Annotated in this window: 1 protein-coding gene; it reads left to right on the top strand. The window is 61.9% G+C overall.

The annotated features are described in order from the left end of the window. Positions 1 to 209 precede the first annotated feature (209 nt). Positions 210 to 26,297, top strand: a complete 26,088-nt coding sequence (locus tag NDK18_RS00785) for a non-ribosomal peptide synthetase (protein WP_250626801.1) — start codon at positions 210 to 212, stop codon at positions 26,295 to 26,297. The last annotated feature ends 63 nt before the right edge of the window (positions 26,298 to 26,360 follow it).

Raw genomic sequence — 26,360 nt, 5'->3', positions numbered from 1 at the left:
CATAAGAGTGCCGGCAGCTTTCTTGTGCGCGCTTATGGCCCGGAATTCGCCCATTTTTCCGGCGAGCCATTTGTCGTTGTGCGTGCGTGGCCCATCCGATCGCGCACCGCTTCCAGGGCTGCTGAACGTAAGCGGCCGTCCCACCGTGGTTCGCCCATCAGTTTGGCGAAGCAGCATCCTAAAGAACACACCACAGGATATGCATGATCATGAATGCCAGTCAGATGCCTTCCCAGGAAAACCCATCGCAATCGATCGGCGGGGAAAGGACAGGGGATATGGCCATCATCGGCATGGCTTGCCGCTTTCCCGGTGCCGGTAATTACGACCAGTACTGGGAGAACCTGTGCAACGGCTTGTCCAGCATTAGTGAGGTTCCGGAGAACCGCTGGGACAAGGATGCTTTTTATTCGACAGACGTTCGGGACAAGAACAAATCAGTCAGCAAGTGGGGCGGATTTGTCGACGGCGTCGAGTTTTTCGATGCTGATTTTTTCGGTGTCTCGGCACGCGAAGCAGAGGTGATGGACCCGCAACAACGGATCATGCTGGAGCAGGCGTGGGCATGCATCGAGGATGCGGGCTACGACCCCAAGGCATTCAGCGGCAGCAACACTGGTGTCTATGTCGGGGTATTTAATTTCGATTACCAGGACCACCTGAGAAAAGCACTCGATACGATCGAAGGGCATGTTTCCACGGGGACGCATACCGCACTTATCCCTAATCGAATCTCGTACTTCCTGAATCTGCATGGCCCGAGCCTGCCGATCGATACTGCATGTTCAAGCTCGTTGGTTGCGCTGCACAAGGCGGCGCATGCGATCCGTCGCGGCGAATGCGACTACGCCCTGGTTGGCGGGGTGAGCGTGCTGTGCAGCCCCACCCATTTCATTTCATTCTCCAAGACCGGCATGCTGTCGCCCGACGGCAGTTGCAAGACCTTTGACGAGCGTGCCAATGGCTACGTGCGCGGTGAAGGCGCGGCGATGATCCTGATCAAGCCGCTTGAAAAAGCCATTCGAGACAAGGACCGGATCGCTGCGGTACTGCGTGGCACGGCGGTGAATCATGGCGGTCATGCGCGTACGGTGACCTATCCAGGATCTACCGCACAATCGAACGTGATCGCCGAGGCCTTGCGTCAGGCGAACGTACCGGTCGGTAGCATCGGCTATGTCGAAGCGCACGGCACCGGCACGCCCAAGGGCGATCCGATCGAAGTGGAAGGCCTGAAGATGGCATTTTCCCGAGTCGCCGCCGATCGCGGGGAAGTATTGAACGAGCAGTCCTGCGGTATCGGCAGCGTCAAGACCAATATTGGTCACCTGGAATCGGTCGCCGGCCTGGCCGGCTTGATCAAGACGATTCTGTGCATGAAGCACCGCGCCTTTCCGCCGCTGGTGCACTACCAGAAGCTCAATCCACGTATCGCGCTCGATGGCAGTCCGTTCTTCATTGTAGATACGGCGCGGTCTTGGCCGGCCCCGGCCGACGATGGCGGGAAGGCTATTCCTCGCCGCGCCGGCATCAGCTCTTTTGGCTTTGGCGGCGTGAACTCCCATGTCGTGATCGAGGAGTATGTCGAGCCGCAAGGCGATACATCGACCGAGCACCATGGCACAACGGCTGGATCCTCATCCAATCCACCTGCGCTCATCGTTCTATCGGCCAAGAGCGAGCCGGCATTACGCCAGCGCGCGCGGCAACTGCTTGCTGCCCTGGCATCACCCGACTTCAGCCACGCCGGTTTGGCGGACCTGGCTTACACGCTGCAAGTAGGGCGGCAGGCCATGGCGGCGCGCCTCGCGCTGGTGGTCGACTCATTCGAAGCACTACAGACTCGGCTGGAGAACTGGCTGGCGCAATCGCTCCCGTCTGATGAGGTCTTTCACAATCAGATTTCACCCGAAGTCATGGCGGGCGCTGGAGAAGCGGTTGAGCGCGACGATTCGCAGACCGCGCTGTTGGCCAGCGGGAACCTTGAAGCTGTGGCGGGTAAGTGGATCGAAGGACACCCGTTTGATTGGACGGTTTTGCATGAAGCCGGCAAACGCCGACGCCTCGCCCTCCCGACTTATCCATTCGCCAAGGAAAAACATTGGATCGAGGCGAAGCCATCGATGACGTCGGCGTCATCGATGGAGTTCATCCATCCACTGGTACATCGCAATACATCGAATTCCGCCGGGCTTCGTTTCAGTAGCATCTTTACCGGGCAGGAATTCTTTCTTGCCGACCATGTCGTGCAGGGTGAGCGCACGCTGCCGGGCGCAGCGCAACTGGAAATGGTCCGTTGCGTCGCAAGCCATGCGATTGCCCACGGCAGTCCACACCGCTTGAAGGACGTCGTATGGCTACGGCCTGTCGTGGTCGGGCCTGAACCAAAAGATTTGCACATTGCGCTGTTTCCGGAAGGAAGCGGCAAGTTCAGTTTTGAAATTTACGACGGTGCCGAAGGCGACGAGGGGGTGGTGTACAGCCAGGGCTCGGTGCTTGCGGACGCGGAGTCGCGCGAAGCGCTGCTGCACGACCTGGCGGCGATGCGCCTGCAGTGCACGCCATCGCCGATCAGTGCAGAGGCATGTTATGCCGCGTTCGACCGGATGGGCTTGAGTTATGGGCCAGGTCATCGCGGCCTGGGCGAGCTGTTCGTTGGGTCGGGGCTGGCCCTGGCACGCATCACGCTGCCCGATACGCTCAAAGCATCGCAGGAGAGCTATGTCCTTCATCCCAGTTTGGTCGATGCCGCGCTGCAGGCGGCGATTGCTTTTCAAGCCGACAGTGCTGGCGGATTGGACAACGCACTGACGCTGCCCTTCGCGCTGGGATCGCTTCAGGTATTGGCTCCGCTCCAGAACCAAATGTGGGCGGTGATCCGCCGTAGCGCCGGCCATAGGGCGGGTGATGCGCTGCTGAAATTCGATATCGATCTGTGCAACGACGATGGACTGGTCTGCGCACGCCTGGGCGAGTTCTGTGCGCGTGCAACGACACACGCCGGCTCAGACGAGCCGCCACGGACGGCGCTAATGCGCCTGGATTGGACAGCACAACCGGTTGTCAACGCCGGTGCGTCGCGCTATTCGAAACATCTGGTGTTGCTGTGTGGCGATGCGGAAAACCTTCGCCTGGCCTCGCCTCGGCTTCGGTCCGGATTGCCTGACGCGGCGTGCTTTGAAATCGAAGTGTACGATCCGCTGGCGACATGCTATGAATCGGCGGCCGCGACACTGCTGGAACTCATCCAGTCATTGAGCGGTCATCCAGGCCAGCACCTGGTCCAGTTGGTCGTGCCGAGCCCGGGCATCGCCCAGGCCATGGCCGGACTGGGCGGCATGCTGCGCACGGCACAGCTGGAAAATCCGCGCATCGTCGGCCAGGTCATCAGCGTTGAGCCCGGGCAGGATGTGGCGCAAGCGCTGGCGGAAAACCGCGATAGCCTTGCGACGCAAATCCGTTACGTCGCGGGTGTGCGCCAAGTTGGCGGCTGGGTCGAGCAGCCGCCTTTGCCCGACGCCATATGGCCGTGGAAAGCACAGGGCGTATATCTGATCACCGGCGGCGCTGGCGGTCTCGGCCTGATCATCGCCCGGGACATCGCCCGCCAGGCCAGGGGCGCAAGGCTGGTCCTGACCGGGCGCTCGCCGCTGACAGCTACGATACAGGCCAAGCTGGTTGAACTCGAGGCGCTGGGCGCAACGGCGCAGTACCGCCAACTCGATGTGGGTAATCGCGATGCCGTCATGCAATGCGTGCAAGGCATGGCCGAAACCTTCGGTAGCCTGCACGGCATCGTTCACAGTGCAGGCGTCTTGCGTGACAGCTTCATCATCAAGAAAACCCACGGAGAATTACGCGAGGTGCTGCATGCCAAGGTGGCAGGCACGCTCCATCTCGACGAAGCCAGCCAGGACCTTGCGCTCGATTGCTTCATATGTTTCTCGTCGACCTCGGGCGCACTTGGCAATGTCGGTCAGGCCGACTACGCGGCGGCGAATGCCTTCATGGACGCGTTTGCTCATCACCGCGCGGAACAGGTGGTGCAGGGGCAGCGTCATGGGCGTACGCTGTCGATAAATTGGCCGCTATGGGAAGAGGGCGGCATGCAGGTTGATGCTGTCACGCGCCAGAGCATGACCGAGCAGACCGGGCTGATTCCCCTGCGCAGTGCTAGTGGCTGCGTGGCTTTGTCGCAGGCTCTGTTGAGCGGCCTGCCGCAGGTGCTGGTCGCTGAAGGCGCTATACGACGTTTCAAGTCCAGCTTGTCCCCGCTCGCCAAACCGGCCACCGTGACGCTCAAGACCGAAGATGCGGCAGCGAATGCGCCATCGGACGAGCTGCAGGAAAAAGCCATCCGCTATTTCGTTCGGCTGTTGTCGAGCACGCTAAATCGACCTGCCCACAGCATCGATGCGCGGGTGCAGATGGAGGCCTACGGTATCGACTCCATCCTGGTGATGGAGTTGACCCGTGCCCTGGAACAAGTCTTCGGCCCGCTTTCCAAGACCCTGCTGTTCGAGTACCAGACGATAGCCGCGCTGGCTGTCCACTTTCTGCAAAATCACCGCGTCCGCCTGAGTGAAGTGCTGGGTGAATCGCTGCACGAAGCGCCGGTAGCAGCCTCGCCACGCGAGGAAGCAGCGCCGGTTACCGCCGCCATGACAAGCCGTCGCCCTCGCTTTGGCATGCAGCAGGAAAGTTTCCAGGGCGCCAATCCAATCGCAGCTTCGAGGGACGTCGGCGATATCGCCATTATCGGCGTGGCCGGACGCTATCCCCAGGCCGGCAATCTCGAGCAGTTCTGGGCGAATCTAAGCCAGGGCAAGGACAGCATCACCGAAATTCCCTCCGAACGCTGGGACTACAAGCTTTACTACGACGAAGACCGCAACAAACCCGGCAAGACCTATGGAAAATGGGGAGGATTCATCGACGGCATCGACCTGTTCGACCCATTGTTCTTCAACATCTCGCCGCGGGAAGCCGAGCGGATGGACCCACAGGAACGGCTGTTCCTGGAATGCGTGCACGCTACGCTGGAAGACGCCGGCTACACCCGGGAGAGCGTCACTCAACACGCAAGTCCCGGGCAGGAGGGCAGTGTCGGTGTCTTTGTCGGCGTGATGTACGAGGAGTACCAACTGTACGGCGCGCAAGAGCAGGCAAGGGGAAACAACCTTGCCATGCTCAATAGTGCTGCTTCGGTCGCGAACCGCATTTCGTACTTCTGCAACTTCAACGGCCCGAGCCTGGCATTGGACACCATGTGCTCGTCGTCGCTGACGGCGATCCACCTGGCCTGCCAAAGCCTGCAGCGCGGTGGTTGCGCGGTGGCAATTGCCGGTGGCGTGAACGTGTCTGTGCATCCGAACAAGTACCTGATGCTGGCACAAGGCAAGTTCATTTCCGGCAAGGGTCGCTGCGAGAGTTTTGGTGAAGGCGGCGAAGGCTACGTGCCGGGCGAAGGCGTCGGCGCCGTGCTGCTCAAGCCGCTGGCCCAGGCGAAAGCCGATGGCGACCATATCTACGGCGTGATCAAGGCCACCGCGATCAATCACGGCGGCAAGACCAATGGTTTCACGGTCCCCAATCCCAATGCACAGGCGAAGGTGATTGAACGAGCGTTGCGTGAGGGTGGGATCGATGCGCGCGCGGTGAGCTATATCGAAGCGCACGGCACCGGCACCAGCCTGGGCGACCCCATCGAGATCGCCGGGCTGTCCAAGGCGTTCCGTAGCTGGACGCAGGACACGCAGTTCTGCGCTATCGGCTCGGCCAAGTCGAACATCGGCCATTGCGAGAGCGCGGCCGGCATTGCCGGGGTAACCAAGGTGCTGCTGCAGTTGAAGCACCGGCAACTGGCGCCCAGCCTGCATTCGAGCGTCCTGAACCCAAATATCGACTTTGGCGGCACGCCGTTCGTGGTGCAACAGGAGCTCGCCCCCTGGCCGAAGCAGGGAGGGCCGCGGATCGCCGGCATCTCCTCCTTCGGGGCAGGTGGAGCGAACGCGCACGTGGTGATCGAGGAATACGAGGTGCCGCCCCAAACCGTTGTTTCCAACGAAGGCCCTGCGCTGGTGGTGCTGTCGGCTCGCAGCGAGGAGCAGTTGTTGGAGCAGGTGAAGCAGCTGGCTGCGTTCCTTGAGCTGCAAAAGGAAGACGCGACGCTACGGCTGGACAACCTGGCCTATACGTTGCAGGTAGGTCGCGAGGCCATGGACGAACGCCTGGGGATAGTGGCGAACACACTGAGTGAGCTGCAGGCGAAGCTGGCGGCGCACCTGGATGGTGAAACGGGGCTGGAGGAGCTGTATCGCGGCCAGGCGAAGCGGACCAAAGATGCGCTCACTGCCTTGGCTGGCGACGATGGGATCGACACTTTGCTGGCCAGCTGGATCGCCCAGGGCAAGCACGGAAAGTTGCTGGATCTATGGGTGAAGGGTCTATCGATTTCGTGGGACAAGCTATACGGCGAAGCGAGGCCGCGCCGGATCAGCCTGCCAACGTATCCGTTCGCGCGCGAACGGTACTGGATCGACACCACCGCGTCGAAGGGGAAGGAAAGTGCGACCACGGGTGTGGTGCTGCATCCGCTCGTGCATCGCAATACCTCAAGTTTTTCGACGCAACGTTTCAGTTCGCACTTCAACGGCGAGGAATTCTTCCTGGCCGATCACGTCGTACGGGGATCTCGAATCCTGCCGGGCGTGGCACAGTTGGAGATGGTGCGCCGGGCAGTGAGCGAGGCCATCGACGAGAATAGCTCTCTGCAGTTGCAGGACGTCGCTTGGATGCGCCCCGTGGTCGTGGGTACGGATGGGATCGATCTGCATGTCGCGCTGGAGCTTCAAGACGATGGCAGCATCGGCTTCGAGCTCTATGGCGATATCGAAGATGGCGATATCGTGCGTTATAGCCATGGCTCGGCGACCGCGGTCGCCAATGCTTCGTCCCCCTTGGGGCCAGCCCATGATCTGGCTACGTTGCGCGCGCAAAGCACCTCTTCCCTGAGCGCGGCACAGTGCTATGCCGAACTCGAGCAATCTGGCCTGCAGTATGGTCCAAGCTTCCAGGGCTTGGGCGAATTGTTCATAGGCTCGCAACAGGTGTTGGCGCAAATCGCGTTACCCGCGGCCGTGCAGGCAACGTGGGAGGACTACGTCCTGCACCCCAGCCTGCTGGATGCGGCGCTCCAGGCCTCCATCGGATGGACGCCGGCAACCGATGGCGCAAATACACCCTCTTTGTGGTTGCCTGTCGCCCTGGGCTCGCTGGAGATGATGGCGCCCTGCGTTACTTCGATGTGGGCGGTCGTTCGACGCAGCGCCGGCTCCGCCTTGGGCGATGCGTCGAAGATGTTCGACATCGACCTTTGCGATGAGTCTGGTTCGGTATGCATTCGCATCAACCGGCTTGAATTGCGGTTGGCGAAGGCCATCGCCGAGCCGGGCCAGGCTGTGCAGACCTTGTTGATGATCCCGTCATGGGAAGCGCGGCCTGTCACCCATCATCCAGCCGTGAGCCCTGCGTTCGCGCATCACCGGGTACTGCTGTGCGGTGTGAATGATGCCGATGGAGCTCGCCTGCAAAGGCATATGCCGGGCGCGGTTCGTCTCGCTGCCACTATCGGCGGCGATCTGTCGCTGGGCTATGAAGCTGCGGCCGTGGCGCTGCTGGAACAGCTCAAGGAGTTGAGCGGCCAGCCCGGGCAGCATTTGATCCAGGTGGTAGCGCCATGCGACGGCGAAGGCTCTCTGCTGGCCGGACTGGGCGGAATGTTGCGCACGGTGCAACTGGAGAACCCGCGGCTGGCCGGCCAGATCATCCAGGTCCAGACAGGTCAGGATATCGCGCAGGCGCTGGCCGAGAACCAGGGCAGCCTTGCTACGCATATACGGTATGCAGGCGGGGCGCGCCATGTCGCAAGTTGGGTCGAGTACACCGATGCGATCCAGGCGCACTCACCGTGGAAATCACGGGGCGTTTACCTGATCACCGGCGGCGCCGGCGGCTTGGGTCTGATCTTCGCACGCGAGATCGCGCGGCAGGCGAAAGGCGCCACGCTGATCCTTACCGGTCGCTCGTCGCTGGATGAACGCATCCAGGCCCACGTACGCGAGCTGGAAGCCCAGGGCGCGGTGGTGCGCTATGAAGCGGTCGATGTCGCCGACAAAGCGGCCGTGACGCAGTTGGTACGCAGCATTCCAGAAGACCACGAAAGCCTCGACGGAATCATCCACAGTGCAGGCGTGGTGCGTGACAGCTTCCTGATCAAGAAGACGCGTGGGCAGTTGCGTGAGGTTTTCAGCGCGAAGGTGGCGGGCACGTTGAACCTGGACGAGGCTAGCGCGGATATGGAGCTGGACTGCTTCATCGTCTTCTCATCGATTACCGGCGCGATCGGAAACGTGGGTCAGGCCGATTACGCAGCAGCCAACGCCTTCATGGATGCGTTTGCGAAGTATCGCAGCGACTTGGCAACCCTGGGCCAACGCCGCGGCCGCACGCTGTCGGTCAATTGGCCGCTGTGGGCTGAGGGCGGCATGCAGGTCGACGATGCAACACGGCAGCACCTGTTGCGGGAAATCGGCATGACGCCACTGCGTACCGCTGAGGGCTGCACGGCATTGGCTCGCGCTTTGTCGAGCGGCGCCCCGCAGGTCCTGGTCGTCGAAGGTTTACCGCACCGGCTGAAGGCCACCCTGTCGACGAAGGATGCTCCGGCAGAAGCGCTCGCTCCGCCCGAGGCGGACAGCGCAGGACTTGCGGCTGAAGACCTGGATGAAAAGACCATACGCCATTTGGTACGCACGTTGTCGTCGACGCTCAAATTGCCGGCGCACAAGGTCGATTCCAGCGCACCGCTGGAGGCGTACGGTATTGATTCGGTCATGGTGATGGATCTGACCGCCAAGCTGGAAAAGGACTTTGGTCCGTTACCGAAGACGCTGTTCTTCGAATACCAGTCCATAGCGGCGCTGTCCGGCTATTTCCTGAAGCAGCATCGCAGCAAGCTGGTCGAGTTGTTCGGCGAGAAAGCAGCCGTTGCCGCTTCAGCTGCCGTAGCAAAACCCCTCCAGGGTGTGCGTGCCGCATCGATCCTCGGTAACCGCTCACGTTTTAAGTCGCGTCGTGTGCCAGCAGAGAACGAAGCGGTTGCAATCATAGGTCTGTCCGGACGCTATCCGCAGGCCGGCGATATGGAGGCATTCTGGGCCAACTTGAGCTGCGGCAGGGACAGCATCACGGAGATCCCGCTGGAGCGCTGGGACTGGCAACGTTACTACGACGAAGATCGTAGCAAGATTGGCACGACGTATAGCAAGTGGGGCGGGTTTCTGGACGATGTGGACAAGTTCGACCCCCTGTTCTTCAACATCTCTCCGCGGGAAGCGGAACTGATGGACCCGCAGGAGCGACTGTTCCTGGAGTGTGTGCACGGGGCGCTGGAAGACGCCGGGTATACGCGCGACAGCGTGGCGAAGACAGGAGCGGTCAGCCAGGATCGCAGTGTAGGTGTGTTCGTTGGCGTGATGTACGAGGAATATCAACTCTACGGAGCGCAGGCGCAGGCCCGCGGCCAGAACGTGTCGGTGTCCAACAGCGCCGCTTCGATCGCCAATCGCATTTCATATTTCTGCAATTTCAACGGACCCAGCCTGGCGCTGGACACGATGTGCTCGTCGTCGCTGACGGCGATCCACCTGGCATGCCAGAGCCTGCAACGCGGTAGCTGCGCCGTGGCGATCGCCGGCGGGGTAAACGTTTCGATCCACCCCAATAAATACCTGATGCTGGCCCAGGGCAAGTTCATCTCCGGCAAGGGACGCTGCGAGAGTTTCGGCCAGGGCGGTGAAGGCTATGTCCCGGGCGAGGGTGTCGGCGCGGTATTGCTCAAGCCGCTGACGCAGGCCATCGCCGATGGCGACCACATCTACGGAATCATCAAGGCCACCGCGATCAATCACGGCGGCAAGACCAACGGCTATACCGTGCCCAATCCGAATGCGCAGGCGCAGGTGATCGAGCAGGCGCTGCGCGAAGGCGGGGTGGATGCGCGCCAGATAAGCTACATCGAGGCGCACGGTACCGGGACCAGCCTGGGCGATCCGATCGAGATCGCCGGGCTAAGCAAGGCGTTCGGTCAATGGACGCAGGACACGCAGTATTGCGCCATCGGATCGGCCAAATCGAACATCGGGCACTGCGAGAGCGCGGCGGGAATCGCTGGCGTAACCAAGGTGCTTCTACAGATGAAGCATCGGCAGCTCGTGCCTAGCCTGCACTCGAGCGTACTGAACCCGAACATCGACTTTGCCGGCACCCCTTTCGTGGTGCAGCAAGCGCTCTCGCCGTGGGAGCGGCCCACGCTGGAGAAGGACGGGGTGACGCGGACGTATCCGCGCATGGCTGGCGTCTCCTCGTTCGGTGCAGGCGGGGCGAACGCGCATGTGGTGATCGAGGAATACGAAGCGCCGCCGCATGCGGATGTTCCGCATGAAGGGCCGGCGCTGGTGGTGCTGTCGGCGCGTAGCGAGGTGCAATTGCAGTTGCAGGTGGCGCGGTTGGCGGCGTTCCTCGAGGTTCGGCGGGAAGACGCCACGCTGCGATTGGACGAACTGGCGTACACGTTGCAGGTTGGTCGTGAGGCCCTGGACGAGCGGTTCGCGCTGGTAGCGGGCTCGATGGAGGAATTACGCGAGAAGTTGAGTTTGTATACCGCGGGCGAAGCGGCGATCGAGGACCTGTACCGCGGACAGGTAAAGCGGGCAAAAGAAGTACTCAGTGCACTGGTTGGGGATGAGGACATCGCCGGTGCCGTCGAAACCTGGATCGCGAAAGGTAAGTTCGGCAAGCTGCTTGAGCTGTGGGTGAGGGGGTTGTCGGTCGAGTGGACGAAGCTGTACGGCGAGGTGAAGCCGCGTCGTATCAGCCTGCCGACGTACCCCTTTGCGCGCGAACGCTACTGGATACAAACCGGCGGTGATGGCGCGGTGACCACGACGGGCAACGGAGCGGTGCTACATCCGCTGTTGCATCGGAATACATCGGACGTCACGGGACTGCGCTTTAGTACCCACCTGTCGGGTGAAGAATTCTTTTTGGCCGACCACGTGGTGCAGGGCGCGAGAATCCTGCCTGGAGCAGCGCAATTGGAGATGGCGCGTTGCGCTGCGCGCGAAGCACTGGGCGAAGACGAAGGCCTGCAGTTGCGGGACATCGCCTGGATACGGCCCGTGGTCGTTGGCACCGGCGGCCTTGACCTGCATATCGCTCTCTATCCTGAAGAGACCGGTGAGCTGCCTTTCGAAGTTTATGGCGAAGGCGAAGAGGGCGAGTCCGTTCTTTATAGCCGGGGCGCGATCGCCCTTGTCGAACCGATGGCATCGGTAAAGAACGATCTGTCGGTTCTTCATGAACAATGCAATCTTTTTCAACTAGATACATCACAATGCTATGCGATATTCGAGAAGATGGGCCTGCACTACGGCCCGTCCTTCCAGGGCCTGGGTGATGTGTTCGTCGGGCATGGGCAGGTTCTCGCACGCATCACGTTGCCCGCCCAGGCCCCGAACAAGGGGTACGGACTTCATCCCAGCCTGCTCGATGCGGCGCTGCAAGCCACGTTGGGCCTGCAAGTGGGTGTGGTCTCCGAAATGGCTGGCGTGACACTGATGCTGCCTTTCGCACTGGGCGCACTGGAGGTGCTACGTCCATGCCCGTCGTCGATGTGGGCGGTGGTGCGTCATAGCCCCGATAGCAAGGCCGGCGCCGTGGTGCAGCAGCTCGATGTGGATCTATGCGACGAACATGGTGTCGTGTGCGTGCGTTTCAGGCGATTCAGCCTGCGGCCGATGACGAACGTCGCGGTTCCCGCCTTGCCAAGGCCGGCAGTCCCGCCGGTCAAGGTGGAGGCATCGATCCGGACGCTTTTGTTCCAGCCGACATGGCATTCGCGCCCGGCGGTAGAAACCGCCGACCCCGGCTATGCACGGCAGGTTGTGCTGCTCGGCGTGGAAGCCGCCGACGTGGAGCGTCATTTGCCGGGCGTGGCCTGTATCCGGCTGACGGCTGATGAAGCCGATCCTTCCAAAAGCTTCGATGCGGCAGCCAGTATCTTGCTGGAACAGCTCCAGACAATGAATCGCCAGCCCGGGAAGCACCTGCTTCAGGTCGTTATTCCCGATCACGGTACGCACCGGACCCTGCAGGGCCTGGGTGGCATGTTGCGCACCGCACAGCTCGAAAACCCGCGTCTTGTCGGTCAACTCATCTGCGTCGAGCCGGGCCAGGATATCGCCAAGGCACTGCTGGAAAGCCGCGCTGACGATGCGCACCATGTGCGCTATATCCATGGCGAACGCCAAGTTGCAGGCTGGGCCGAGTACATCGGCCGGGCTCAAGCGCGCTCGCCATGGAAGTCGCGAGGCGTTTACCTGATCACCGGTGGCGCGGGTGGATTGGGGTTGATCTTCGCACGCGAGATTGCGACCCAGGTACGGAACCCGGTGCTGATCCTGACCGGTCGTTCTCAGCTGAACAAGGATATCCAGGCGCACATCCGCCAGCTTGAGATGTTGGGCGCCGTGGTGCGCTACCACGCCGTTGACGTTGCCGATGCCGCCGCCTTGACGGACCTGGTGCACGGCATTCCTGAAGAATTCGAAAGCTTCGATGGCATCATCCACAGCGCTGGCGTGATCCGTGACGGCTTCATCGCCGGGAAAACGCAGCAGCAGCTACGCGAAGTGCTAAGCGCCAAGGTGACCGGCACGCGCAATCTGGACCAGGCCAGCCGGGACATGCCGCTGGACTGCTTTATCTGCTTCTCGTCCATGGCCGGGGCCATGGGCAATGCGGGGCAGGCCGACTATGCCGCGGCGAATGCCTTCATGGATGCCTTCGCGCATGAACGCGGCGACCTGGTCGCCCAGGACCTCCGCCACGGGCGCACATTGTCGGTGAACTGGCCGCTGTGGGACGAGGGCGGCATGCAGGTGGATGCGGCCACGCGCGCCATGCTGATCCAGCAACTGGGCATGCACGCCCTGAGCAGCGATGGGGGTGTGCAGGCATTGCATCAGGCGATGGCGAGCGGCTCAAGCCAGGTGCTGGTGATGGCGGGTGACGCAACCCGCATCCGGGAAGTGTTGCTGGGAAAGTCGAAGGAAGCTGTAGCGGCACAGCCAACGGCGGCGATCAAGCGCCACGATTCGACAGCAAGCCAGGGCACCCACGCGCCCTCCGAGCCAATTAAACGCGCGCTGGTGGAGAAAGCGGCAGCGCTGATCAAGGTCAAGCCGGAAGACATCGACGACCAGACATCGTTGAGCGAGTACGGCTTCGATTCAATCACGTTTACCGAGCTGGCCAACGTCCTGAACCAGCAGTATCGGCTCGAACTCAAGCCAACGATCTTCTTTGAATATCCGACCCTGGCGGAGCTGGCCGGCTATCTGGTGCGCGAGCATCAGGGGACGCTGTTTCCATCATTGGGCGACACGAACCGCACGGTACACGCTGCAGTCCCCGGGGCTGTGATGTCCACGCCAGAGCCGGTGCCATTGTCCGTGCCGGTGCTGAAGCGCCGGGTTACGCGCGGATGGAGGCGGTCAAGTGCGGCGGCAGCGAGCGCGCCCGCCATCGCGCCACGGTTCGACGTGGCGATCATCGGTCTTTCCGGCCGCTATCCGGGAGCGGCCGACGTCAACCGGTTCTGGGACAACCTGGTCGCAGCGCGCAATAGCATCGTGGAGGTGCCGCCGGAGCGCTGGGACAACAACAGGTTCTACGACGCGAAGAAGCAACAGCCAGGTAGGACCTATAGCAAATGGGCGGGGCTGCTGGATGATGCCGATTGCTTCGACCGGCTGTTCTTCAACATTACGCCGCGCGAAGCACAGCTGATCAGCCCGCAGGAGCGGCTGTTCATGCAGGAGGTTTATGCAAGCATCGAGGATGCCGGCTATACGCCGGACAGCCTGTGCCAAACCCGTAAGATCGGAGCGTTTGTCGGTGTATTGAATGAGAGCTACGCGACCGGCGTGCGCTTTTGGTCGATCGCCAATCGCATTTCTTACCTGCTTAACTTCCAGGGCCCAAGCATGGCGGTCGATACCGCCTGTTCGTCCTCGTTGACCGCGGTGCATCTGGCGATCGAAAGCCTGCGAAGTGGCGACAGCGAAGTGGCAATCGCTGGCGGGGTGAACCTGCTCGTCACGCCGGATCACATGATTGGCCTGTCGGCGCTGGATATGCTTTCGGGCGGTGACCAGTGCAAGCCCTTCGCAGCCGATTGCGACGGGTTCGTGGATAGCGAGGCGGTGGGTGCCCTGGTGCTCAAGCCGCTGCACCGCGCGGTTGCCGATGGTGACCATATCTATGGCGTGATCAAGGGCAGCGCCATCAATTCGGGCGGCAAATCGCATAGTTATATGACGCCCAACCCGAACATGCAGGCGAAGCTGGTGAGCGATGCGCTGCAACGTGCCGGTGTCGAGGCGCGCGCCGTCAGCTATGTCGAGGCGCAAGGCACCGGCAGCCACATGGGCGATCCGATCGAGATTGCCGGACTATCGAAGGCGTTCCGGAACGGGACACAGGATAAGCAGTTCTGTGCCATCGGATCGGTGAAGTCGAACGTTGGCCACAGCGAAAGCGCTAGCGGCTTCGTGGCGATCAGCAAGGTATTGATGCAGATGAAGCACCAGACCCTGGTGCCAAGCCTGCATGCAGAGACCCTCAATCCGAACATCAATTTCGCCGACAGTCCCTTTGTCGTGCAGCGGACCCTGGCAGATTGGCCGCGTCCGATGTTGGATATCGATGGCCACAGGCGTGAGTTTCCAAGGGTCGCGGGCATTTCATCATTTGGTGCGGGCGGAGCGAATGCCCACCTGGTTATCGAGGAATATCTCGTACTGCCCGACAAGGGTCAGGCGCCGAAGCAGGAAAATGATGGCCCGGCCATGGTCGTACTGTCGGCTCACGATCCAGAGCGTCTGCAAGAGCAAGTGCAGCGGCTGCTGGTTGCCGTGGCGCCGGCGCCTGCCGCTGACCTCTCGCTCGCCAATGTGGCCTATACCTTGCAGATCGGCCGTGAAGCGATGGAAGAGCGGCTGGCATTCCTGGTGGATTCGTTCGACGACCTGCGGCTGAAGTTGACGGCCTACGCCGCCGGCAAAGTCCACGGTGATGGCGTCTATCGCGGCCACGCCAAACGCCATGCCATGTCGATACTTTCAGGCGACGAGGTCATGGATCAGGCGGTTCAGGCATGGGTCGCCAGAGGCATGTTCGGCAAGTTGCTGGAACTTTGGGTCAAGGGTTTCACTTTTGACTGGAACGTTTTGTACGAAGCCAGTAGCGGCCGCCCCAGCCGTGTGAGCTTGCCGACCTATCCGTTCGCGCGGGAACGCTATTGGACTGATGTCCCCTATCCGGATATGGCGGAGGTGCCTACAGACGCGCGCCAACTGCGGACACCGCCTGCTGTTGAGCCCTCGATCAAGCAAGACCCGGCGCCGGAACTTGGCCACGAGCAGGCGATGATCAGGATCTGGCAGGAATTGTTCGGACGCCCGTCGATTGAGGTAGACGACCACTTCTTTGAACTGGGTGGTGATTCGCTGCTGGCGACGCAGCTGGTATCGAGGGTTCACGGCACGTTCGGCATCGAAATGCCGGTGAGTGCGATTTTCGAAACGCCGATTCTGACGGCGCTTGTCCAGCGGATAGAGGAGCTCGATGCAGCCACAGCGGAAACGGAATCGCTGGAGGCTTCATCTGGGATACGGCCCATCCTGCGGAATACGCCGTTATCCTTGTCGTTCGCCCAGCAGCGCCTGTGGTTCCTCGACCAATACGAAGCGCGGCGCGAGATATACAACATTCCGGCCACCGTTCACCTGGTCGGCCGCCTTGATGTGGACGTGCTGTCCTACACGCTCAACGAGATCGTGCGTCGCCATGAGGCGCTTCGCACTTCGTTTGCCATCGCGGGCGACGAGCCGGTACAGCGCGTTGAGCCAGCGCTTCCATTGGCACTGGAAACCGTCGATCTAAGCGATCTGTCGCCTGCGGAACGTGAAGTACAGGCGCATCTTCGTGTGCAAAAGGAGGTCACTACGCCATTTGACCTGGTGGCCGGCCCCTTGATTCGCTTCAGCCTGATGCGGTTGGCGGAGGAAGACCACACGTTGCTTCTGACGATGCACCACATCGTGTCGGATGGTTGGTCGATGGGTGTGGTGGCGCGGGAAATGGTGGCCCTGTACGGGGCCTTCATCGAAGGCCGGCCATCGCCACTGCCAGAGCTTCCGATCCAGTACGCGGACTTCGCGCACTGGCAGCGGGAGTGGCTGAAGGGCGAGGTGCTGGAGCGACAGCTGGGCTACTGGAAACGACAGCTGGCCCAGAGCCCCAACCTGCTGGCCTTGCCCACGGACCGGCCGCGGCCTGCGCAGTCGAGCCATGTGGGTGCGACGCTGCCCTTCACGGTGCCGGCGGCGCTCGTGTCGAACCTGCAGGCGCTCGGTCGGGGGACGAACAGCACGCTGTTCATGACCCTGTGCGCGGCCTTCAACGTGCTGCTTGCCCGCTATTCGGGGCAAAGCGATATCTGCATCGGCACGCCGATCGCCAATCGCAACCGCGCCGACATCGAGGACCTGATCGGCTTCTTCGTCAACACCCTGGTGCTGCGCACCCAGGTGGACCTGAAGCTGGACTTCGCCGGCCTGTTGCAGCAGGTACGGCAGCACACGCTCGATGCCTATGCGCATCAGGACGTGCCCTTCGAGCAACTGGTCGAAGCATTGCAGCCGGAACGGCACACCAGCTACACGCCGCTGTTCCAGGTGATGCTGGTGTTGCAGAACATGCCGATGGGCGAGATGGCCCTGCCAGAGCTGTCGATGAGCTTGCTGGAAAGCAAGGGCGCCACCGCCAAGTTCGACCTCACGCTGACTTTGACCGAGGGCAGGGAGGGTCTGCAGGGTTGTTTCGAGTACAGCACGGAGCTGTTCGACGCGCGCACCATTGAACGCATGGCCGCCCACTTCAGCCGGCTGCTGCAGGCGATCGTAGCCGAGCCTGGGCGCCCGGTGGGCGAACTGGCGATGCTGGACGAGGCCGAACGCCACCAGCTGCTGTATGGGTTCAATGACACCGCCGCGGTCTATCCAGATCTTGCGCCTGGTACGCAGACGCTGCACGAAGTGTTCGAAGCGCAAGCGGCACGGACGCCCGACCACGTCGCCGTGGTGTACGAGGGTATGTCGTTGAGTTATGCCGAACTCAATGCCCAGGCCAACCGCCTGGCGCGCCACTTGCGCAAGCTGGGCGTCGGTCCTGACGTCCTGGTGGGGCTGTGCGTGGAGCGCTCGCTGGCGATGATCGTAGGCCTGCTGGGCGTGTTGAAGGCAGGCGGTGCCTATGTGCCGCTCGACCCGACGTACCCGGCAGAGCGCTTGAGCTACGCATTGACCGACAGCGCACCGGTGGCAGTGATTGTCGACGGCAAGGAAAACTTGCAGCAGGCCGTGCAGGACATCCTGCAAGCGTCGACAGCGCCGGTATTGGATCTGCGCAACGACGCTGACGCATGGAAGCATGCGGATCCGGGCAACCTTGATATCGCGTCCATCGGGCTGCAGTCGCATCACCTGGCCTACATCATCTACACCTCGGGTTCGACCGGCAAACCCAAGGGCGTCATGGTGGCGCATGGCAACGTGTTGCGGCTGATGGCTGCTACGGACCATTGGTACGGCTTCGGCAGCGATGACGTCTGGACCTTGTTCCATTCCTATGCTTTCGATTTCTCGGTCTGGGAAATTTGGGGCGCGCTGGCCTATGGAGGAAAGCTGGTTGTTGTTCCGCAGGAAGTAACGCGTTCGCCATCGGACTTCCATGAGTTGATCTGCGCGCAGGGTGTGACGGTGCTCAACCAGACCCCCAGCGCATTCCGCCAACTGATTGCCGCACAAGGCGACAGTGCCCAGGCACATCGCCTGCGTTATGTCATCTTCGGCGGCGAAGCGCTTGAGCTGAGCGCGCTCAAGCCCTGGTACGAGCGGCCGGGCAACGCCGCGGCGCGCCTGGTCAATATGTACGGGATCACCGAAACGACGGTACACGTGACCTATCTGGCGCTCGATCCGGCGGACGCCCACCGCGTCGGCCCCAGTCCGATCGGCCGCCAGATTCCCGATCTGCAGATATATGTGCTGGATGCCCACCGCGAGCCGGCGCCGATCGGCGTGGCCGGCGAACTGTATGTGGGTGGCGCAGGGGTCGCGCGCGGTTACCTCAATCGACCGGAACTGACCGCCGAACGCTTCATGGCCAATCCGTTCCTCCACGATCCGCAGGCGCGGCTCTACAAGACCGGCGACGTCGGCCGCTGGCTCGCGGACGGCAGCATCGAGTACCTCGGACGCAATGACGAGCAGGTCAAGATTCGCGGCTTCCGCATTGAACTTGGCGAAATCGAAGCTCGCATCTCCGAACACCCGGCAGTACGCGAGGCCCTGGTACTGGCGCGTGAAGACCAGCCTGGCGACAAACGGATCGTGGCCTACCTCCTGGCAAAGGCCGGGCACGCGATGCCGGACGAGGCGGAGCTGCGTGCATCGCTTGCCAAGACGCTACCCGAGTACATGGTGCCGAACCACTTCATCACGCTCGAACAATTGCCTTTGACCGCGAACGGCAAGCTCGACCGCAAAGCGCTTCCGGCTCCCGACACGACGCGCAGCGACGAGAAATACGTCGCGCCGCGCACTCCCGTGGAGGAAGTGATCGCGGGCATCTGGGCGGACGTACTGAAAGTGGACAAGGTCGGTGTCCACGATGATTTCTTCGCGCTGGGAGGTCATTCGCTGCTAGCCATTGCCCTCATCGAAAGGATGCGCCGCGTAGAGCTGTCGGTCGATATCAGGAAGTTCTTCGCCGAGCCGACCGTGGCGGCGCTGGCGCTGGCGGCGCGACAAGGTGGCGGCGAGATCGTGGTACCCGCCAACGGCATTCCCGCCGGATGCACACAGGTCACGCCGGATATGGTGACCCTGGCAAAGCTCAGCGCCGACGATATCGCCATCATCGTCGATGGTGTGCCGGGCGGTGCTGCCAACATCCAGGACATCTATCCGCTGTCGCCGGCGCAGGAAGGCATTCTCTTTCATCACTTGCTGGCGGAAGAGCGCGACGCATACCTGATGGAAATGCTTTGGGCGTTCGAGACGCGCGACCACGTCGACCGGTTCGTGGCGGCCCTCGAGACCGTCATTGCGCGGCATGATGTGTTCCGCACCGCGATGCACTGGGAGGGATTAGCCGAGCCGGTGCAGGTGGTATGGCGACAGGCGCCATTGACGCTCGAGGAAGTGGAGCTGGTGCAGGACGACGACGTGGCCGGGCAGCTGAGGTCGCGCTACAACCCGCTGAACTATCGCCTGGATGTGCGGCAAGCTCCCTTGATCAGGTGCTTCGCCGCCGAGGATGCGGTGCAAGGACGGTGGCTGATGCAGATCATGCTGCACCACCTGATCGACGACAACACATCGCTGAAGATGGTGATGGAGGAGCTCAGGGCCATTCTCGAGGGGCGCGAAGACACGCTGCCTGAACCGCTGCCTTTCCGCAATTTCGTGGCTCAGGCCCGGCTGGGAGTGAGCCAGGCTGAGCATGAGGCGTTCTTCAGTCCGATGCTGTCTCATGTGGATGAGCCCACCGCGCCCTACGGCATGTTGGATGTACAGGGGGACGGGGCGGATATCGACGAAGCGCAGCTTCCCTTGGACCCCGCGCTGGCGGGGCGTTTGCGGCAGCAGGCGCGCAAGCTCGGGGTCAGTGCCGCCAGCTTGATGCACCTGGCCTGGGCGCAGGTACTGTCCCGGCTCTCTGGGCGCAAGGACGTGGTGTTCGGCACCGTGTTGTTTGGACGCATGCAAAGCGGCGAGGGTGCGGATCGGGTCCTTGGCATATTCATCAATACCTTGCCGGTATGCATTCCGACGGGCGGGAAGTCGGTTCTCGAGGGTGTGCGTGACACGCACATGCTCCTGACAAAGCTTCTGCGTCATGAGCATGCATCGCTGGCACTGGCCCAGCGCGCAAGTGGCGTCGTAGCACCCACGCCGTTGTTCTCCTCACTACTGAACTATCGCCACAACGTCGGCGCGGATTCGGTGAGCATTCACCAGATGGAGGGCATCGGGCCGATCAGCGTAAAGGAGCGCACCAACTATCCGTGCCTGCTTTCGGTCGACGACTCTGGTGACGGTTTCAGCCTGGCCGTCCAGATCCAGGGCGCGGACCGGGCGCAGCGGGTATGCCAGCACATGTCCTCGGTGCTGGAGCAACTGGCCGATGCACTGGAGAACCATCCGGATGCGCGTATCGATAGCCTGGAGGTCATATCGGCTGTCGAACGGCATCAGCTATTGCACGAATGGAGTGGTGAGGCTGTCGCGCTACCGGGCGAGGCGATGCAGATGCAGACCATCCAGGCGCTGTTCGAGGCGCAGGTGGCACGCACTCCGGACAACGTGGCCGTGATGCACGAAGGGACCGCGCTGAAGTACGCCGAACTGAACAGGCGAGCCAATCAGTTGGCGCACCGATTGAGAAATCTTGGTGTGGGGCCGGATATGCTGGTGGGCGTCTGCATGACGCGTACGCCTGACATGATCGTGTCCCTGCTTGGCGTATTGAAGGCAGGTGGTGCTTACGTTCCACTGGATCCCGCCTACCCGTCGGGTCGAATCGCAACGATGTTGATCGATGCCCAACCGCGCGTGCTGTTGACCCAACAGCATCTGCTGCCAGACCTGCCGACAGTGGAAGGGATGACGGTGTTGTGTATCGACGCCGAAGACTCGGCGTTGCCGGGAGGTCGCGACGATAATCCCGAGCCTTCTGCCCTCGACGACCACCTTGCCTATGTGATCTACACGTCCGGGTCTACCGGCAAGCCGAAGGGAGTGGGTATCCAGCAGAAGAATGCGGCCGCCTTCATTCAATGGTCCTTGGCCACGTTCGACCGCGAGAGCCTCGACAAAGTGCTGGCATCGACGTCGATCTGCTTCGACCTTTCCATCTTCGAGATCTTCGTTCCGTTGAGCCAGGGCGGCTCGTCATGGCTGGTCAAGAATATTCTCGATTTCTCCGAGCACGCGGACCAGTTGCCGGTCACCCTGATCAACACGGTGCCCTCGGCCATGGCCGAAGTGCATCGGAGCAGGGCGCTTCCGGAGTCGGTGAAGGTGATCAACCTGGCCGGCGAAGCCCTGGCCAACACGTTGGTCCAGTCGCTCTATCAGCAGGCATCGATCAAGAAGATCTACAACCTGTATGGCCCCTCGGAGGATACGACGTACTCGACCTTCACCCTGGTGGAGAGGGGTTCGGTTGAGGCCGTGTCCATCGGCCGTCCCATCGCCGGCACCCAGACCTATATCCTTGATGCTCAGTGGAATCTTGTTCCGATGGGTGTCTCCGGCGAGCTATACATAGCCGGCGACGGGCTTTCGCGCGGCTATCTGAAGCGGCCGGAGCTCACCGCGGAGAAGTTCGTCCCCCATCCTTTCAGCACCACGCCGGGCGCACGTATGTACCGCACCGGTGACCTGGCACGCTATCGCGCCGACGGCGATATTGAGTATCTGGGGCGAATCGATCACCAGGTGAAGATCCGCGGATTTCGCATTGAACTAGGTGAGATCGAGGCCGCCCTGCAGGTTCTGGCCAGCGAGGTAGTGGTACTGGCGCGCGAGGACAATGTCGGCGACAAGCGCCTTGTCGCCTATCTGGTGGCCCACGAAGGGCAGGCTTTGCCAGATGAAGCACACCTGCGCGCGATCCTGTCGCGGACACTTCCCGAATACATGGTGCCGGGCCATTTCATTACGCTTGATCATATGCCGCTCACGCCGAACGGCAAGATCAACAGGAGCGCCTTGCCGGCCCCCGACATGACGCGCAGCGAGGCGGGTTACATCGCACCGCGCACGCCCGCCGAAGAAATCATGGCGGACATCTGGGCGGAAGTCCTGAAGCTGGACAAGGTCGGCGTCCATGATGATTTCTTCGCACTGGGCGGACACTCGCTACTGGCTACGCAGCTGATGTCGCGGATGCATCGCGCGTTGCAGGTGCAGTTGCCGCTGCGCGCCTTGTTTGAGGCGCCATCGATCGCCGCGCTGATTGGAAAAATCGCAGTATCCGATACCGGCGTCATCAGTCCGCCACTGCAGCCGGTGGGCCGCGATGTGCCGCTGTCCCTGTCGTTCGCCCAGATGCGGCTGTGGTTCCTTGATCAACTGGATCGCCAGAGTACGTTATACAACATCCCGGCAGCGATCCGACTGACCGGCGACCTTGACGTGGGTACGCTGTCGCGCGCACTTAACGAGATTCTGCGTCGCCATGAGGCGCTGCGCACTTGTTTCGCTGACGGGGACGGATCGCCCGTGCAAGTCATCATGTCTTGCACGGAGCTGCCACTGGTCATCAGCGACTTGTCCGGTTTGCCCATGAAGGAGAGGGAAGTCGAGGCCGATCGGCTGATGTTGGAGGAGGCACAGACCTCATTTGACCTGCAAGCCGATCTGCTGATTCGAGGCGCGCTGTTGCGGCTCGATGCGCAGGAACACATCCTGCTTCTGACGATGCACCACATCGTGTCGGATGGTTGGTCGATGGGTGTGGTGGCGCGGGAAATGGTGGCCCTGTACGGGGCCTTCATCGAAGGCCGGCCATCGCCACTGCCAGAGCTTCCGATCCAGTACGCGGACTTCGCGCACTGGCAGCGGGAGTGGCTGAAGGGCGAGGTGCTGGAGCGACAGCTGGGCTACTGGAAACGACAGCTGGCCCAGAGCCCCAACCTGCTGGCCTTGCCCACGGACCGGCCGCGGCCTGCGCAGTCGAGCCATGTGGGTGCGACGCTGCCCTTCACGGTGCCGGCGGCGCTCGTGTCGAACCTGCAGGCGCTCGGTCGGGGGACGAACAGCACGCTGTTCATGACCCTGTGCGCGGCCTTCAACGTGCTGCTTGCCCGCTATTCGGGGCAAAGCGATATCTGCATCGGCACGCCGATCGCCAATCGCAACCGCGCCGACATCGAGGACCTGATCGGCTTCTTCGTCAACACCCTGGTGCTGCGCACCCAGGTGGACCTGAAGCTGGACTTCGCCGGCCTGTTGCAGCAGGTACGGCAGCACACGCTCGATGCCTATGCGCATCAGGACGTGCCCTTCGAGCAACTGGTCGAAGCATTGCAGCCGGAACGGCACACCAGCTACACGCCGCTGTTCCAGGTGATGCTGGTGTTGCAGAACATGCCGATGGGCGAGATGGCCCTGCCAGAGCTGTCGATGAGCTTGCTGGAAAGCAAGGGCGCCACCGCCAAGTTCGACCTCACGCTGACTTTGACCGAGGGCAGGGAGGGTCTGCAGGGTTGTTTCGAGTACAGCACGGAGCTGTTCGACGCGCGCACCATTGAACGCATGGCCGCCCACTTCAGCCGGCTGCTGCAGGCGATCGTAGCCGAGCCTGGGCGCCCGGTGGGCGAACTGGCGATGCTGGACGAGGCCGAACGCCACCAGCTGCTGTATGGGTTCAATGACACCGCCGCGGTCTATCCAGATCTTGCGCCTGGTACGCAGACGCTGCACGAAGTGTTCGAAGCGCAAGCGGCACGGACGCCCGACCACGTCGCCGTGGTGTACGAGGGTATGTCGTTGAGTTATGCCGAACTCAATGCCCAGGCCAACCGCCTGGCGCGCCACTTGCGCAAGCTGGGCGTCGGTCCTGACGTCCTGGTGGGGCTGTGCGTGGAGCGCTCGCTGGCGATGATCGTGGGCCTGCTGGGCGTGTTGAAGGCAGGCGGTGCCTATGTGCCGCTCGACCCGAGCCACCCTTCCGATCGCCTGGCAACCATCGTGGCTGATGCGAAGCCGGTGGTGATGTTGACGCAACAGCATGTGCATGATGCCGTACCAGCGGTATCGGACGTGCCGGTGTTCTGCCTGGATAGCGGTGCGGATGTGCTGGCTGCCTACAGCGACGGCGTCCTGGATCACCATGCCCAGCCGAACAACCTGGCCTATGTGATCTTTACCTCGGGCTCTACCGGCGAACCCAAGGGCGTGATGGTGGAGCATCGTTCCGTGCTGAACCTTTGGGCGAGCCTGGAAAGTGAGGCCTTTGCCGAATGCGAACAAACGGCAAGGGTAGGGCTCAACGCCTCGGTGACGTTCGATGCGTCCGTGCAATCGCTGACGCAATTACTATCGGGGCGGACGCTGGTCGTCTTTCCGCAGTCCTTGCGCTCGGAGAGCACGGCACTTCTGGCTTATATCAGGCAGCAGCGACTGGCCGCTTTCGACTGTACGCCGGTACAGCTGGAGATGCTGCTGGACGCGGGATTGCTGGCATCGCCCAGCGGCGAAACGGTGCTGAAAACGGTATTGGTGGGTGGAGAGGCGTTGTCGGTACCGCTTTGGCAGCGCTTGCGGCAGGCGAACGGAGTGGATTTCCACAACGTCTATGGTCCGACCGAGTGCACGGTGGATGCGACTGCTTGTGCGTTGCGTGGTGCCGGCGACTGGCCAAGCATTGGCAAGCCGCTCGGTAACGTGCGTGCGTACATTCTCGATGAGCACGGGGAGCCTGTGCCGGCGGGGGTGGCAGGTGAGATCTACATCGGTGGCGCCGGTGTGGCGCGTGGTTATCTGAACCGCCCTGAGCTGACAGCGGAGCGCTTCCTGCCGGATCCCTTCCTCGCCGACCAGCATGCGCGGATTTACAAGACAGGCGATCTGGGGCGCCGGCAGCCCGATGGAACCATTGAGTATCTTGGCCGCAACGACTTCCAGGTAAAGATCCGAGGCTTCCGCATCGAGCTGGGCGAAATCGAGGCGAAGTTGGCAGCGTGCGATGGAGTACGCCAGGCGGTGGTGCTGGCACGCGAGGATAAGCCGGGTGATAAGCGGCTGGTGGCCTATCTGCTGACTGAAGCGGATGCCGGGCCGTCGGTGGCCGAACTGCGTGCCCGGCTTGCCTTGCAGCTTCCGGACTACATGCTGCCGAGCGCCTTCATGATGCTCGATGCGTTTCCGTTGACTTCCAACGGCAAGATGGATCGCAACGCACTCCCGGCGCCGGACCCGACGCGAAGCGACGCGGTGTATGTCGCGCCGCGTACGCCGACCGAGAAGATCATCGCGAACATCTGGGCCGATGTGCTGAAGGTGGAGCAGGTGAGCGTGTTTGATGACTTCTTCAGGCTGGGTGGCCACTCCCTGTTGGCAGTACAGCTTGTTACGCAGTTGCGCAAGCGCGCTGCCATTGAAGTGGAGATACGCGATCTATTTGCGCACCCGACCCTCGATGCACTGGCTACCTTTGTTGGTTCAAGCAAGACATCCACTGGGCATCCAAACCTGGTACCCATTCGGACCCGCGGCCATTTGACGCCGCTGTTCCTGATCCACCCCATTGGCGGGGAGGTCCAGTACGCGTTCGACCTGGCAAGGTATCTGGAAGGGGGCCGGCCTGTTTATGCATTGGCGGCCACTGGGATCGCCATCGGCGAAACGCCGCGCGACAGGATTGTCGACATGGCAAGCGTCTACCTCGATGCGATCCGTCAGGTTCAAGTCGTTGGTCCGTACTTGCTGGGCGGGTGGTCGCTTGGAGGCATGATTGCCTATGAAATCGCCCACCAGCTGCTTGCGGCAGGCGAGGCAGTCGACTTCGTAGGGATGATCGATACGGGAAGCAGCCCGCATCTGCACGCTCAACTACGTGCGGAAGATGCCTCCGAGCTCGACGAATGCAGGGCGCTGATGAACTGGATCGCCGATCTGCACAGGGGCGTCGCCGATCTGCGCCAGCATCCCGCCTACGATGAGTTGATGGGACTGGCGGACAGCAAGGATGTTGATGCCTTGATCGTCGTATGCCAACGGGAAGCGTTGCTGCCAGCGCATCTGGATATGGCGATGGTGAGGCGGGTGCTGGCTGTCTACCAGGCGGGTGCCAAGGCCGCCGCAGACTACGAAGCGCCGCCTGCGGGCGTAACGGTGACGTTCTTTGCTGCCGACCGCGCCGCGGGCGAAGACGTGACGTTCGGTTGGGCCGACTTGCTGGGCGAGCGCCTGGAAGTGACCAGAATCGGCGGCAGCCACCTGTCGATCGTGAAACCGCCCCGGATCGATAAATTGGCGCGTGAAATCTCCGGCAGGATCAAACGCCACTTTCCAAGCACCGAGTTGTCGTCTGCGTAGCAGTTCTTGATATATCTCCCCTATAAAAAATGGTCAGGAATTTCGCGCTTTCCCTTAAGGAAA

It is taken from the genome of Pinirhizobacter soli, from assembly GCF_015905305.1.
Taxonomy (GTDB): Bacteria; Pseudomonadota; Gammaproteobacteria; order Xanthomonadales; family Rhodanobacteraceae; genus Pinirhizobacter; species Pinirhizobacter soli.
This window is presented reverse-complemented; position numbering and strand designations above follow the sequence as displayed.

Bases quoted from the DNA above. Each gene is read 5' to 3' on its own strand.
- NDK18_RS00785 (WP_250626801.1), top strand. From the start codon at position 210: ATGAATGCCAGTCAGATGCCTTCCCAGGAAAACCCATCGCAATCGATC.